The organism is Mucilaginibacter sp. P5_A4, assembly GCF_056400605.1.
Genome location: NZ_JBFUKX010000043.1, coordinates 1 through 14,264, shown reverse-complemented (window position 1 = coordinate 14,264; position 14,264 = coordinate 1). Strand labels below are relative to the sequence as shown.

General features: G+C 41.1%; 16 protein-coding genes. 9 read left to right on the top strand and 7 right to left on the bottom strand.

Features of this window, described 5'->3' with window-relative positions; genetic code table 11:
• Positions 1-13: 13 nt before the first annotated feature.
• Both AC1DQW_RS21310 and AC1DQW_RS21305 read left to right on the top strand, forming a co-directional pair.
• Complete coding sequence (locus tag AC1DQW_RS21310; protein ID WP_477455907.1) at positions 14-376, top strand: hypothetical protein; 363 nt, start codon at positions 14-16, stop codon at positions 374-376.
• A 110-nt stretch (positions 377-486) separates the two neighbouring features.
• Entirely contained in the window at positions 487-1,017 is a 531-nt protein-coding gene (locus AC1DQW_RS21305) for a ferritin (protein WP_477455906.1), read from the top strand.
• Positions 1,018-1,154: 137 nt separating this feature from the next.
• Here the strand turns inward: AC1DQW_RS21305 and AC1DQW_RS21300 are convergent, their stop codons facing one another.
• The gene (locus tag AC1DQW_RS21300; RefSeq protein ID WP_477411947.1) at positions 1,155-1,415 is read right to left on the bottom strand and encodes a (2Fe-2S) ferredoxin domain-containing protein; all 261 of its coding nucleotides are present in this window, start codon (positions 1,413-1,415) and stop codon (positions 1,155-1,157) included.
• A gap of 129 nt (positions 1,416-1,544) precedes the next feature.
• Positions 1,545-2,693, bottom strand: coding sequence for a DUF3095 family protein (locus AC1DQW_RS21295; RefSeq protein WP_477455905.1), 1,149 nt, complete (start codon positions 2,691-2,693; stop codon positions 1,545-1,547).
• A gap of 229 nt (positions 2,694-2,922) precedes the next feature.
• Between AC1DQW_RS21295 and AC1DQW_RS21290 the strand changes: the two genes are divergently transcribed.
• Positions 2,923-3,279, top strand: coding sequence for a glyoxalase superfamily protein (locus AC1DQW_RS21290; RefSeq protein ID WP_477455904.1), 357 nt, complete (start codon positions 2,923-2,925; stop codon positions 3,277-3,279).
• Between the two features lie 56 nt (positions 3,280-3,335).
• Here AC1DQW_RS21290 and AC1DQW_RS21285 read toward each other — a convergent pair whose 3' ends face one another.
• Positions 3,336-3,821 carry a DUF6624 domain-containing protein gene (locus AC1DQW_RS21285; RefSeq protein ID WP_477455903.1) on the bottom strand — a complete coding sequence of 162 codons (486 nt, stop codon included), beginning with the start codon at positions 3,819-3,821 and terminating at the stop codon, positions 3,336-3,338.
• Positions 3,822-4,041: 220 nt separating this feature from the next.
• Here AC1DQW_RS21285 and AC1DQW_RS21280 point away from each other — a divergent pair, with 220 nt between their 5' ends.
• From AC1DQW_RS21280 to AC1DQW_RS21270, 3 genes are read left to right on the top strand one after another with little or no spacing between them, the layout of a single operon-like run.
• Positions 4,042-4,614, top strand: coding sequence for a thermonuclease family protein (locus AC1DQW_RS21280; protein WP_477455902.1), 573 nt, complete (start codon positions 4,042-4,044; stop codon positions 4,612-4,614).
• A gap of 34 nt (positions 4,615-4,648) precedes the next feature.
• Entirely contained in the window at positions 4,649-7,090 is a 2,442-nt protein-coding gene (locus AC1DQW_RS21275) for a penicillin acylase family protein (RefSeq protein ID WP_477455901.1), read from the top strand.
• A gap of 5 nt (positions 7,091-7,095) precedes the next feature.
• Complete coding sequence (locus AC1DQW_RS21270) at positions 7,096-7,431, top strand: hypothetical protein (RefSeq protein ID WP_477455900.1); 336 nt, start codon at positions 7,096-7,098, stop codon at positions 7,429-7,431.
• A 51-nt stretch (positions 7,432-7,482) separates the two neighbouring features.
• Here AC1DQW_RS21270 and AC1DQW_RS21265 read toward each other — a convergent pair whose 3' ends face one another.
• From AC1DQW_RS21265 to AC1DQW_RS21255, 3 genes are all read right to left on the bottom strand, one after another.
• Positions 7,483-8,151, bottom strand: coding sequence for a lipid-binding SYLF domain-containing protein (locus AC1DQW_RS21265; protein WP_477404757.1), 669 nt, complete (start codon positions 8,149-8,151; stop codon positions 7,483-7,485).
• A 131-nt stretch (positions 8,152-8,282) separates the two neighbouring features.
• A complete protein-coding gene (locus tag AC1DQW_RS21260; RefSeq protein WP_477455899.1) occupies positions 8,283-8,954 on the bottom strand; it encodes a lipid-binding SYLF domain-containing protein in 672 nt (223 codons plus the stop codon).
• A 94-nt stretch (positions 8,955-9,048) separates the two neighbouring features.
• Positions 9,049-9,528, bottom strand: coding sequence for a DUF1203 domain-containing protein (locus tag AC1DQW_RS21255; RefSeq protein WP_477455898.1), 480 nt, complete (start codon positions 9,526-9,528; stop codon positions 9,049-9,051).
• 233 nt (positions 9,529-9,761) lie between these two features.
• Between AC1DQW_RS21255 and AC1DQW_RS21250 the strand changes: the two genes are divergently transcribed.
• The 3 genes from AC1DQW_RS21250 (at position 9,762) to AC1DQW_RS21240 (ending at position 12,669) form a co-directional block, all read left to right on the top strand.
• Positions 9,762-10,748, top strand: coding sequence for a LuxE/PaaK family acyltransferase (locus AC1DQW_RS21250; protein WP_477455897.1), 987 nt, complete (start codon positions 9,762-9,764; stop codon positions 10,746-10,748).
• Between the two features lie 59 nt (positions 10,749-10,807).
• Positions 10,808-11,500 carry a PH domain-containing protein gene (locus AC1DQW_RS21245; protein WP_477455896.1) on the top strand — a complete coding sequence of 231 codons (693 nt, stop codon included), beginning with the start codon at positions 10,808-10,810 and terminating at the stop codon, positions 11,498-11,500.
• 188 nt (positions 11,501-11,688) lie between these two features.
• Positions 11,689-12,669 (top strand): type I phosphomannose isomerase catalytic subunit, encoded by a 981-nt coding sequence (locus AC1DQW_RS21240; RefSeq protein ID WP_477455895.1) that lies wholly within the window; start codon positions 11,689-11,691, stop codon positions 12,667-12,669.
• A gap of 183 nt (positions 12,670-12,852) precedes the next feature.
• Here the strand turns inward: AC1DQW_RS21240 and AC1DQW_RS21235 are convergent.
• A partial coding sequence (locus tag AC1DQW_RS21235) for a PAS domain-containing sensor histidine kinase (RefSeq protein ID WP_477455894.1) occupies positions 12,853-14,264 on the bottom strand: 1,412 nt, incomplete at its 5' end.

The window sequence follows — 14,264 nt, the reverse complement described above, 5'->3', positions numbered from 1 at the left end:
TTTGCGACGTTATATGATTGCAACTCCCACCCTAACAACCCAATGGACTGATGTTTTTAAAACAGCCAAAGGTGCCATTTATCAATGCGACGAAGAGCGCTGCTGGTATGTTGATTTTGCCGGTAAGGTTGCCAGGTTTGATTACCGTTGTTTGCTGAAACTCCGTAAAGCCGTTTATCATATAGATATTGAGCATGCCCTGTTAAACACTACCAAAGATCCGGATGTGGAGATCATTTTCATCTGCGCCTGTGATCATTGCTATGTTTTATCCCTTTTACAGATCATCGCCCTTAAAGAGCTTTTAGAAGGCACTTTTGTAATGCTGGAATTGAACCACATCCTGCATGATCGTTTATGCACCGTTAGCATATAGTAATTTAGATTAATTTCATATTGCTTTTATATTGAACTAATATAAACTTATTGCGTTATTATTGTATAACCCCGCAGTAACTTAATACATCTATTCAATTTAATCCGATCATGAAAGACTTACTCCGTATAAAAAGCCTTATTTCTACCGAGATAGAAGCGCTTTTAAACCAACAGGTAAAAAAAGAAGCATACTCGTCATCTGTATACCTGTCAATGGCATCATGGTGTAACCGTAACGGTTATGACTTCTCGTCCGACTACTTTTTCAAACAGGCTGAAGAAGAAAGACTACACCAGTTAAAATTTTATAAATACATCCTTGATATGGGTGGCAATTCTATCTCCCCGGAAATTACCGGCATTAAGCAGGAGTACAACTCGTTCCGTGAAGTGTTTGAGGAGGCTTTGGACCAGGAGATCGGCGTTACCAATGCCATCAAAAATATATATGCGCGCTGCATGAAAGAGCAGGATTTTATAACTATGGAGTTTTTAAACTGGTTCCTGAAAGAGCAACGCGAAGAAGAATACAAAGCCCGCCGCGCCCTTGAACTGTTTGATGTTATAGGCGAAGAGGGAACCGGCCGCTGGCAGATTGATAAACACGTTGGCGATATAAAATATAATGGCGAGGCGTAGCCCCACCCAAACCCTCCCCGGAAGGGAGGGCTTTAAAATAAAAAAGTCCTTTTGCTTATCGCAGAAGGACTTTTTTGTTAAGATTCTTATTCAAAAAGTCTGCCCTACTGGGGGGGGATTTAGAGGGGTCTGTCCTCCTATTCAATCAAATCCATCAGCTTCAATACATCCTTCGCCTTATATTCACTTAACCAGGTGTTACCGGGTTGAATACTACAAACCGGCGCAAATTTGCACCTGTCGGTACATTCTGTTTCTATCACTTCAATTTCTTCCTTACCATGGTAATGCTTAATGTACGATTTGGCCAGTTTGTACATTTCCTTGCCACCCCTTTTGCCGCATTTACTGCCGGTGCATACGTACAGTACTTTATCGGGTATAGTGAACTTACTCATATCGAGGTATGTTATAACAATGTTAAGCTATAACAAAGTTATAACAATAAAGTTCCATAAAGGTAATTCAGGCCGTTGATTTATTTGCTGTAATGACGTTGATAGCCTTTTACACAGCATTCTTCTCACTCATTTATTCAGTTTGGCCTTTATCAATTTGGCTGCCATGGTATACCCGCCTTCGGCCCCGTCTACAAAATGGATATGGCCATCGTCCCAATCCCTTACGTAGCATGACATTACCGATTCGCGGCTTACATGAAATCCATAATACAACTCACCATTATTCTCCAACTTATTTAAGGCATCCTGCAATGCTTTGCGCTGAAATGATGTACCGGTTATAACCGTATTTATTTTCCCGTCTATCACCAGCGTATCCGACATTTCGACCAGTTTATTCAAATAATGCTTTCCTTTTTCGGTTCGGAAATAAATAAACCCGTATAAATTGGTAAGCCAGGTTTGCATCAGTTCAAAAAAGCGGACCTTTCCCATTCTTACACGTATTTCGGTCTCAATTCTGTCAAAGGTTATTTTAAGCCTGAGCTTTGCTACCGAAATAGGTTGCCTCTTTTTTGGATCGCCGTAGATCTCGTCGATATGGCAAATAACTTTTCTGAAAACATCGGGCTGTTGGTCTTCATGCAATGCCACAACTAATAGTGAAATTACCTCCTGGGTGTTTTGCGGCGGGGCAATTGCATCCCAGCGGCATTGCATCCCTGTCAGGTCAAGCTCCTCTAATTGGACGGCGTAGTCCGGTTTACTGTCATTTCCTTTAATCATTTTTTCGGCAAAGCTTAAACCGTTACCCAAAATAATTGGAATTGAAAATGCTTCGGACATTCGGAATTTAGCTATCCTCAGTTTATACCCCTGCTCATAAACCTTTTTCACAGGTACGGTACCGGTACGCAGTTCCATTTCAAAATTGGTCATTGTATTATCCCTGTACAATAGCAGGGCGCTCATAACATCGTTAATAATTGAAGAAGGTACAAGGAAAGTTGCGCCATCCCCTCCAAAGAAAAACGGAACAGTTATATGATTTTTTAAAGCAATATTAAGCACCGAAACGATGCTGCCCGTGGCGATAAGGTTTACATTTTGAGAACCGCCGGCAAGTACCGCGAGGGTTGAACTTTTAATATCTGTAATAATAATGTGCCAATCATCTGGTACATCCTTAAACAGATCTTCCTTAATGAAAAGCTCGCCAAGCGGGATGTTGTTAACCCGCAGGTTACCATAAAACTGATCATCATTTGTCAACATGATTTTATGAAATATGCTTATCAAACTATGAATATAACCAATTGAACCTTAATACTAAATTAACCTTTTGACACCGAATATTATTGATTTTTTAGAACTACAAAACCGAGTTAAACGGCGATCGAAAAAGAATAAAAAAACTTGCATAACCCATAAGTTACCTATAAACTTGAATAACCTGCAAGTCGACGCCATGAACCTTTAAACCAAAAACATAAAACCAAATAACATGAAAGCAATTGAAATTATTTCTATCCCGGTTACCGACCAGGTAAAAGCAAAAGAGTTTTACCTGCAACTTGGCTTCGAAGTCCTGGTTGAGGCCCCTTTCGGCCCCGGCGAGTCGCAATGGATCCAGATGGCTTACCCGGGCTCCGCAGTTTCTATTACGCTGGTAAACTGGTTTCCAGAAATGCAGGCCGGCAGCACCCGTGGCTTTGTTATTAAAACCGATGACCTTAATGCCGATATAAAAGACCTCACCGCAAAAGGTATCCAGCTTGGCAAAGTAGATGAAACCCCATGGGGAAAATTCCTGAACATCAAAGATCCGGATGGGAACGTGGTGAGCCTGCATGAGGATTGATGTGCAGATATGCAGATTTCAAATGTGCAGATGGCTTTGTCTGAAGACCAACTACCTCAATTAGACTGTTTGAGATATTCTGCCAGTGGCTCCAATTCCATCTGCTTTCGGAGTTTATCAACCAACTTCGGATATTTTAGCGGGAAAGGTAAAAATTTACCTGTTTTGCTATCGCGTTTTAACTGGGTACCGTAAATTTGTTTTTGATTTTTGTTTACCAGCACCCTATCGGTAAGTAAGGCGTAGTTGGATTTATCCGCGTTATTTTTATCTATTTCCTTTTTCAATAATACCAATACCCGCTCCTGAAATGGTATATCGTCATCGCAATGCTGCACTATCGACCAAAATGAATTACTTGATTCGCCCACCTGGTCGTACCCCGGATATCCGTATTGGTTGATGATCACTTTGGCCTTAAGTTCGTTTATACTATCTGTCTCGACCCATTTCTGCTGAATAGTTTCTGCGCTATAAGCTGATTTTTGGTGGTTTTGTAATTTCCTATCCTCCTTACGCCAAAACTGATCATACTTAAACATTGAATCAATTTTTTGAATCAAGGCAGTATTTAATTTTGTTTGGGCTTGCGCTGATGAAAAGACACACCCGCAAATTAAAATCAGTAATTTAAAGTATTTCATATCTTAAACTAAAGATATAGTTATTTATGGTGCCTTTCAAACTATATCATTAAAAAAATCTACATATCTGTAGCCTGCATATTTGCACATCTCATTTTAATCTGCACATTTGTAATCCATGTTCAAGAAAAAGTCTACCCTATTCCTCGTCCTTCTGCTGACCATTTGGAGCTGTAACCGTAAGCCGGATAACCTGTATAAGGTTGTAAAAATTAAAGATGGTGATACCCTCGGTTTACTCAGCAGCGATAACCAGGAAATGACTGTCAGGCTGGCCGAGGTTGATTGTCCCGAGAAAACGCAGGCATTTGGACAGGCTGCTAAAAAATTTACTTCCGATATTTGCTTTGCCAGGTATGTAAAGCTGGTAGGCAACGTGCATGACCGTTATGGCCGCACTGTAGCCCTGGTAATTTTAGAAGATGGCACCAACGTAAATTATGCTTTGGTGAAAAATGGCTTTGCCTGGCAATATAAACAGTATTCACAAAATGCTGAATTGGCAGGATACGAATTGCAGGCCCGCGAAAACAAACTCGGGCTTTGGGCCGATCCTGATCCTACCGCACCCTGGGAGTATCGGCGCGAAAAGAAGCCGGCTTACCACAAAAGTAAGCCTGATAGCCTCGAAAACAAACCCCGTAAAAAACATTACAGGAAGCGCAAACCAAAGCTTGAAGAAGTATATTAAAACCTTAACTTTATAGGCATTATACCTCACACTAATGAAGTTTATAAAAGCATTTTTATCCATTGCCTTTACATTGACCCTTATTTGGGCCTTACAAACAAAATTTGGTTCGGTGCCCCCCCTGGGTAAGTTTTTAAGTCCGGCGGATGGTTTTTGGCAAAATGCCGAGAGCAAGAATATCTTAACTGCCGGCACATTAAACCTGCCGGGGCTTCAGGCTGAAGTAACCATTAAGTATGATGAGAACCGTATCCCCCACATATTTGCCCAAAACGAACATGACCTGTACTATGCCCAGGGTTATGTAACGGCAACCGATCGTCTTTGGCAAATGGATATCCAAACCCGTAGCGCTGCAGGCAGGCTGGCAGAGATTGCCGGCGCGCAGGCATTGGAGATAGACCGATACCACCGCCGTATGGGCATGGTTTACGGCGCCGAAAAAACGCTAACAGCTATGATGCGCGATAAGCCGATAGCTGAAATGATAACAGCTTATTCTGCTGGTGTAAATGCTTACATACACCAACTTGGACCAAGGCAATACCCGCTTGAATTTAAGCTGTTGGATTATGCCCCTGAAGATTTCAAGCCTATCAACTGCGCATTTTTATTAAAGCTAATGTCAGAGACATTGGCCGGCGGATCAAACGAATTTGCGATGAGCAACATTTTGAAACGGTTTGGCGCCAACGCCACTAATGATCTGTTTCCTGATTATCCCTTCAGGGAAGACCCCATTATCCCGGCAGGTACCAAATGGAGTTTTAAACCCCTGCCTATCCCAAAACCGTCGGCCAGTTTTTTAGCTTCGATGAATGCTAACGCAAAACGGGTAGTAAAAGAAGAAGGCATCGGCAGTAATAACTGGGCGGTTGCCGGCAGCAAAACAGCCAACGGTTATCCCATTTTAGCAAACGATCCGCATTTGAATCTTACCTATCCATCCATCTGGTTCCAGGTGCAGCTTTCCGCTCCTGGTGTAAATGTTTACGGCGTGAGTTTGCCCGGTGCACCATGCGTTATCCTGGGTTTTAACAGTAACATCAGCTGGGGCATTACCAATGTTGATGCTGATGTGCTTGACTGGTACCAGGTTAAATTTAAGGATGATAAAAAGACCGAATACTGGTACAATAATCAATGGAACAAAACCAGCCGAAGGGTTGAAGTGATCAATATCCGCGGGCAAAAACCATTATATGACACCGTTATTTATACCCATCACGGGCCGGTTGTTTACGAGGATAAAAGTAAAATAACAGCACACACTCCCGATTTTGTTCCTGTTGGGGATGCCCTGAGATGGATAGCCCATGATGAATCGGACGAACTGATGACCATGTACATCCTGAACAAGGGTAAAAACTATGATGATTACCGCAAGGCGCTCACTTATTTTAATGCCCCGGCATCAAACTTTGTATTCGCCAGCAGGGATAATGATATCGCTATTACGCCTAACGGTAAATTCCCGCTGAAGTTTAAAGATCAGGGTAAATTTATTTTGGATGGAAGCGACGCTGCAAACGACTGGCATGGCTGGATCCCTTTTGACCAGAACCCCACCGTTAAAAATCCACCGAGAGGATTTGTGAGCTCCGCCAATCAATCCTCAACAGATCAAACTTATCCTTATTATATCAACTGGTCGTTTGCGCCATACCAACGCGGCAAGCGCATTAATGACAGGCTTAGCCTAATGCAAAAGGCTACCATTGATAGTATGCGCATTTTGCAAACAGATGTATACAGCGTTAGGGCACACGATAATTTACCGGTATTGCTCAGTTATATTGATGCATCCAAGTTGGATCAAACTCAGTTGGCTGCATTAAATATGGTAAAAACCTGGGACAATAACTTTTCAATAAATTCAACAGGCGCTACCATTTTCAACTCCTGGTGGTTGAAAATTTATAATATGATCTGGGGCGATGATTTTGCCGGTAAAAACCTGCAGACCAACTATCCTTCGATGGATCGAACCGAACAACTCATCCAGAAAGAACCGGGTTCAAAATGGTTTGATAATATCCATACTCCTGCAAAGGAAAACTGTGCCGATATTATTAACCAGGCTTTTACCAGTGTTGTTGACAGCCTCACCCGCCAATACGGAAAACCAGGTAAAAGGTGGCAATGGGGGCTGGTTAAAAAAATGGAGATCTCGCACTTAACCGGCCAGGAAGCGCTAAGCTCGGGCAATTTTGAATCAGGCGGAACCGGCACTACGGTTAACGCCTTGAACAACGGGCACGGCCCATCATGGCGCATGGTAGTACAGATGGGGCCTATTGTAAAGGGCTATGGCATTTTACCCGGTGGAGAAAGCGGCAACCCCGGTAGCTTTTTTTACGATGATATGTTAAAAACCTGGCAAAACGGGCAGCTTAAAGAGTTGCTTTTTATGCAATCGCCGGATGAAAAATCAAATCGCATCAAAACAACCTTAACTATCAGCAACAAAAAATAAAAACTATGTTATTTCTTATTATCCTCATACTTTCATTTGCAAGCGGTTTCTTTTTACCCTGGTGGGTAGTGGCTATCGCGGCATTTTTTGCGGCTTTTTTTGCGGGTAAAACACCTGGACAGGCCTTTATATCCGGGTTTGGCGCAGTGTTTATTGTTTGGATAGTTTTAGCCCTCTTCAAAAGTGTTCCCAACGACCACCTGTTGGTTAAACGAATAGCCGAACTTTTCCATTTGCCCTCCTGGGGGTTTATACTGGTGATTAGCGGCATTGTTGGCGGTTTGGTTGCCGGGTTTGCGGCGCTGTCGGGATTGTTATTGAAAAAAGCGCTCGAAAAATAAGTTCATGCGAATGCCCGGCATTGCTGACGGGCATTCGCATGAGCAGTTTTACTATAGTGATCTTAAAGTTTCTTTCAGTACACTAACAGCTTCAGATTTGTTTTTCGACGTAGCAAAAATATCTGCTGAGGAATTGTTGTGGCCATAGAAGTTGGCGTTGGCCGTTTTATCAATAGCCAGGTTTGAGCCATTAATAGTTATCCCGGCAAATAAACCACGACTGCGCGAATAAGAATATATCTCGGCTTCCAGTTTATAATCGGTGTTAGCAGTAGAGCTGCGCCCAACCGGACCGGCAGCTGCCGATATATCGCCACCAATAGTAAAATCGCCGTTTTTTACTTTGGTAAGCACGCCTTTATGGCGGAACACCAAAACCAGATCGACAGATTGCACCCCTATCTGTAAGCCAAAACTACCACCTGTAAGAGTAACAAATACGGGATCGCTCCACTTTCCATCAGCTAATTTAACCATAGCTACACCTTTGCCGCGCTTGCCGCCAATAGCAAGACCTGCATTAATCAGTTTAGGAATAATGATGATACCTTCATACTCCTGTAACAATTGACGGGGTATGCTCTCCTTCATTTTGCCAAACTCTTTTAACACATTGGCCGAATTATGTAAACGTTCTGTTTCTTTATCTCCCTTTGCAGAGATCAACAAAAAGAAAAGGCTCAGTATTAACGGAACCCTTAAAAATTTCAGTGCTTTCATGGGGTCAAATATTTAATTACAATTATTACCATTAAATAATCAACCTTAAAAACACACCGTTGTTTTTAAATTATCTGAAAGTTGTGATTGATAGCAAGTATTACTTAAAACACACGTATTTTGTTAGCACTTTAAAAACCGGCTAATGTTTCTTTCAGCACATTAACAGCATCGGAATTATTTTTTGCGGAGGCAAAAATATCCTGCGATGAATCGTCGTTACCGTAAAAATTGCTGTTTGATATATTATCTATAGCCAGGCCCGAACCATTGACACTAATACCGGCAAACAAACCCCGGCTACGTGAGTAAGAATAGATCTCGGCCTCCATTTTGTAATCTGTAGTAGCAGATTTGTTCTTGTTAACCGGGCCTGCCGCTGCTGATATGTCGCCACCGATGGTAAAATTACCTTTTTTGATTTTGGTTAACACATCTTTATGACGAAACACCAAAACCAGGTCGACAGATTGTACACCTATCTGGAAACCTACACTGCCACCTGTGAGGGTTACAAACACAGGGTCGCTCCATTTGCCATCGGCCAGCTTTACCATGGCAATTCCTTTGCCCCGCTTGCCGCCAATTCCAAAACCCGCGTTTATCAGTTTCGGGATAATGACAATGCCTTCGTACTCCTTTATTAACTCTTTGGGAATACTCTCCTTCATCTGGCTAAAATCCTTCAATACGTTGGCCGAACTATGTATTCTTTCCGTTTCTTTATCAGCGGCCTTTGCCGATACCAACACAAAAAAAAGGCTTAATATCAACGGGAATCTTAAAAATTTCAATGTTTTCATTGGGGTCTGTTAGTTAAAATGCAATGTTAACAATTAACGTAACCAACTCATAAAACGTGCAGGTGTTTGACAATTAAATTATTTAACCATGACTTTACACCCGTTCAACTTTGCAAATAAAACAACAGGCCTGCGCATTACGGACATGTAAGTATTCAACCTCCGGGTATTTATCAAAAATCTCACCTATTAGTTCATCAACATCTGCATCGCCAACAAGCCGGGTTAAAACCATCATCTGATCGCGATTATAACCAATGAGCGACAACGGAAAACTTTGTTTATTAGCCTTAATCTCCGGCGGGAAACGAAAAATATCACGATACTCATCCACATCTGCCGCATTTACAAATACCGGGCCGGGCTGGTTATAAGCATTCTCTACCTCAAAAGGCGAATGCTTAAATAACAAACGCTTATCAACACCTTTATTAAATGGTTTTAAGGATATGCGGCAGGGTCCCAGCCCCGTAGCCAGTTGTTCCACAACCGGGTTACCAAAATCATCGGTCATGTTTGTTTTTATCTGTTGAACCAAGGCTTTTGAAAGCGGTACTATTTTAAATTTGTTCATAATGTTATTTCTATTACAACTCAAAAGTGCAGTTATCCGGATCGGTTTAAAACCCGGAACTTGCGGAGATTTTGCATGAACCAAATCCTCCGGATTAAAGAATTTTTAGAATTTGTGTATGAATCACCATTAAAGGATTTTTGAATCCGGCTAATTCTTTAATTCTATTTCGGTTCAGGCAATCTACACATCTGAAACTTGCACATTTGCACATTTACCTATCTTTGCATTAAATGAGTCTCCCTAATAAGCAACAGGTATTTTCAATAGATAACAAAGAGCAGTTTGAAGCGGCGGCACTGGAGATTTTTAATTACCAGGCCCAAAACTGCGCCGTTTACAAGCAATTTATTACAGGATTAAAAATCAACCCTGCTAAAATTACCACTGCAGATCAAATCCCTTTTTTACCTATAGAGTTCTTTAAATCGCACCGGGTGCTCAGCATAAATGCCCCCGTTGAGGTGACGTTCACCAGCTCGGGCACTACCGGGATGGTAACCAGCAGCCATTATGTAACCGATAAAACCTGGTATGAGGATAGTTTTAAAAATGCGTTTAAATTGTTTTATGGCGACATAAAAGATTATACCGTGCTGGCCCTGCTGCCATCATACCTGGAGCGGGAAGGTTCATCGCTGATTTATATGGTTGATGAGCTCATCAAACTATCCTGCAACCCGGATAGTGGCTTCTTTTTGTATAACCATGATGAGCTTTATCATCAGCTAAAAAAACTACGGGATGCCCAAAAGCCTACCCTATTAATTGGTGTTACTTTTGGCCTGCTCGATTTTATTGACAATTACCATATTAATTTCCCCGGACTTATTGTGATGGAAACCGGGGGGATGAAAGGCCGGCGTAAAGAAATGATCCGTGAGGAACTCCACGAAGTTTTATGCAAAGGATTTGGCGTTGGCGCCATTCACTCCGAGTACGGCATGACCGAATTACTTTCACAGGCCTATTCAAAAGGCGAGGGTATTTTTGAATGCCCACCCTGGATGAATATCGTCATACGGGATACCAACGACCCTATCAGTACGTTAGCCACAGGTAAAACCGGTGGCATCAATGTGATTGACCTGGCTAATATTAATTCCTGCGCGTTCATTGCCACACAGGACCTGGGTAAAACCTATGCTGATGGCTCGTTTGAGGTATTGGGCAGGTTTGATCAAAGCGACATACGGGGCTGTAATTTGCTGATTGCTTAAAACTTATAGGCAATTGAAGTATTATCATTATTTTTGCGGGCATCATAAATGCTAAAAACATGATTGAGAAATTTTTAAACGAGGAACAAGATCCAAAAACGGTTGAAAAAGTTTATTCCCGTTTGGTCGACCTGCTTTCTTCTGGTGAAGAGGTAATATATATTGCTGTTCAGAAAAAACCATTGGTAAATTTATTTCCTGATTGCATAGCCATAACCAACAAACGTATATTGTTTTTTACCCCGGCAAATCTTGGCCTTTCTATCAAGTTTGTTGATTTTGTGTGGAAGGATATTGTTGATGTATACACCAAGGAAGAGATCATTGGCGCCATATTCAGTGTAAAAACTACCAACGGTGCCGAGATGGCTGTTGATTACCTGCCTAAAATACAAGGCCGTAAATTATACCAATATGCCCAGGAACGTAAAGAGGTTGAGCGTGAAGCCCGCCGCCTGCGCGATCTGGAACAAAAACGTGCGGAGTCTGGCTCTATTCAATTTGAAAATCCGGCTGCAGCACATGCTTCAACCACGCAACAGGCGTACGCTGCGCAAGCACCTGTAGCTGCTCCACAACCTCCGGCATCAGCCCCGGTTGTACCACAGGCCCCTGCCCCAATAGTTCATGAAACGCCAAAGCCTGATGAGCTTACTGAAAAATTGAAGAAGCTGAAAACCCTTTTCGATAATGGTTTGATATCGCAGGAAGAATACAATAATAAAAAACTGGACCTGCTAAGCGACTTTTAAGTTATTTAACATATAAAACAAAATAAGCTGTCTCAAAAAGGGGCGGCTTATTTTGTTTTGGGGATGTTTGAATTTAAAAACATTGGAAATAAATCAACAATCCTTTTTTACTCCAATCAATTATAGTTCGAAAGTTATTTATGGCTTTTTTTAATTTAACTTTTAACTTAGCGGTTAAAATTTAAACGATGTCGGCATTATATCCATTAAAATTTAAAACCATATATAAAGATAAGATATGGGGTGGTCAAAAAATCAAAACCTATCTGCATAAAGATTTTGGCGATTTGCCAAACTGCGGCGAAACCTGGGAAATATCGGGCGTAAAATCTGATGTGTCTGTAGTAGCAGGCGGAGCCCTGGAAGGTGAATCACTTGCCGGTTTATTGGAACAATATAAGGAGGAACTGGTTGGTAAAAAGGTCTATGATCATTTTGGTAATATTTTCCCGTTACTGGTGAAGTTTATTGATGCCAATGACGATCTGTCTATCCAGGTGCACCCTGATGATGAATTGGCCAAAAAACGCCACAATTCCTTCGGTAAAACCGAAATGTGGTATGTTATTGAAACCGATCCCGGATCGACACTGATTGCCGGCTTTAACCAGGAACTGGATGAGCAAACCTACCTTGATAAGCTGAACAGCGGCCATATCATGGATATTTTAAATAAGGAAGATGTAAGCGCAGGTGACGTTTTCTTTTTACCAGCCGGTCGTGTACATACTATTGGTAAGGGTTTACTAATTGCCGAAATACAGCAAACATCAGATATAACTTATCGTATTTATGATTTCGACAGGGTTGACGACCATGGAAACAAACGCGAACTGCATACCCAGGAAGCCCTTGCAGCCATTGATTATAAGCATTATCCTGAATATAAAACCAAATATCAGCCCAAAAAAAACGAGGCTGTTAAATTGGTAAGCTGCCCGTACTTCACCACCAATTTGCTGGATTTTGACAAGAGCACTTCAAAGGATTACACCTCGCTTGATTCATTTGTGATTCACGTTTGTGTTGAGGGTGCTTATAACGTAACCTATAATGGCGAAACTTATCCTGTTAAAATGGGCGAGTGTATATTGCTGCCAAAAAGCATTGATAAGGTTGAGCTGGAAACCACCGGTGGCTTTAAAATACTGGAAAGCTACATTGAGTAACAAAAACTATATAAGTATAGGTCTTGAACTATCAGGGTCTATACTTATAATTTTTTGTTTCCGATTGCCTTCCCCTTTAAATTGATTAGTTTTTTTATCCGAAAGTATAAACCTGGCTGTCATCCGCTAACCAAACACCCACGACATCGTTCTTTGCCTTCTGTACTGATTGTATAATAATTATTATACAAATCTGATGGTAAATTTTGTACCGATATTTACTGTACTGTCTACCTTAATAGTGCCGCCGAGTGCCTCTATCTGGTTACGGGTTATAAACAAACCAATTCCTTTAGCATCAGGGTTTTGATGAAACGTTTTATACATCCCGAAGATTTTATCACCATAGCGCTCCATATCTATACCCATCCCATTGTCCTCAAAAAACAGATAGATATGATTGCGTTCTTTCAGTGTACTGCATTTAATAACAGGCTTCCTTTCCGGATCGCTGTATTTTAAAGCGTTGGTAAGCAGGTTTTGCAGAATGCTTTCCATATAAGCCGGGATATAGCTTATTTGCGGGCATTTACTAAAATCAAATTCTATTGTAGCATCAAGCGCTTCAATATTGCTTTTAAGCGCCGATAAGATGTTTTTAAAAAGCGTTTCGAAGTCGATTACCGTTTTTTCATTGGTAATTTCGGTTTGTATCGTAACTATTTCATTTAAGTGCTCAATGGTAGCGCTTAGGCTATTACTTATGGATTTAATATGCGAAAAAATCTCTGACCTGTCTTCTTCAACTGCGGTATCATCATATAAATTTACCATAAACTGCAAATTACCGGTATGTGATCTCAGGTTATGAGATACTATATAAGCAAAGTTTTGCAGTCTCCGATTTTGATCTGTTAGTAAATTTAATGAGGATTCCAGCGCGAGTGTCTTTCGCCTTTTATTGTCGATATCCTGTATAATACCACGTACCGTTACACATTTACCAAAATCATCAATAATAGGTATCCCCTTAACCCTCACCCATATTACTTTATTTTTTGCTGATCTGAAAAGCAATTCCAGCTCATAAGGCTGACAAAATTCGATGGCGTTATCAATAGCATTTTTCATCACCGGGCGATACTGGGGTTCAAAGAAACTTATAGCTTCTTCAATTGTCAGTGTAACGTGGTTTTGCAGTTCATAAATATTATATAACTGGTTTGATAACCATAACCCCATGGTAGCAGTATTGATTTCCCAGCTACCCAATTTAGCAATTTTAACAGTCTCGTTGTAAATCAGATCATTATGCGCGGCCTGTATTTGAACTTGCTTAAATTGATTAATGTTGATGATAGAGCCGTAAATGATCTGTCCGGTTTCGTCACTATATTTTTTTACAGTACTTTCAAACCAGTGATAGCCCGATGCTTTGGTTAACAGTCTTATTTGTAAAGGTTTAACAATACCGGATGGTTGATCATTTAAAGCCGCCAAAAATGCTGGCTTATCCTGGTGGTATAGCAGGTGTTCAAAAAACATATGGTTTGAGCATTCTATTTCGCCAGGTTCATACCCCAAAACTGTATAAAACCCCGATGACCATTTAATATTTTTAGTTGTAATATTATACTCCTGTAATATTATACTCC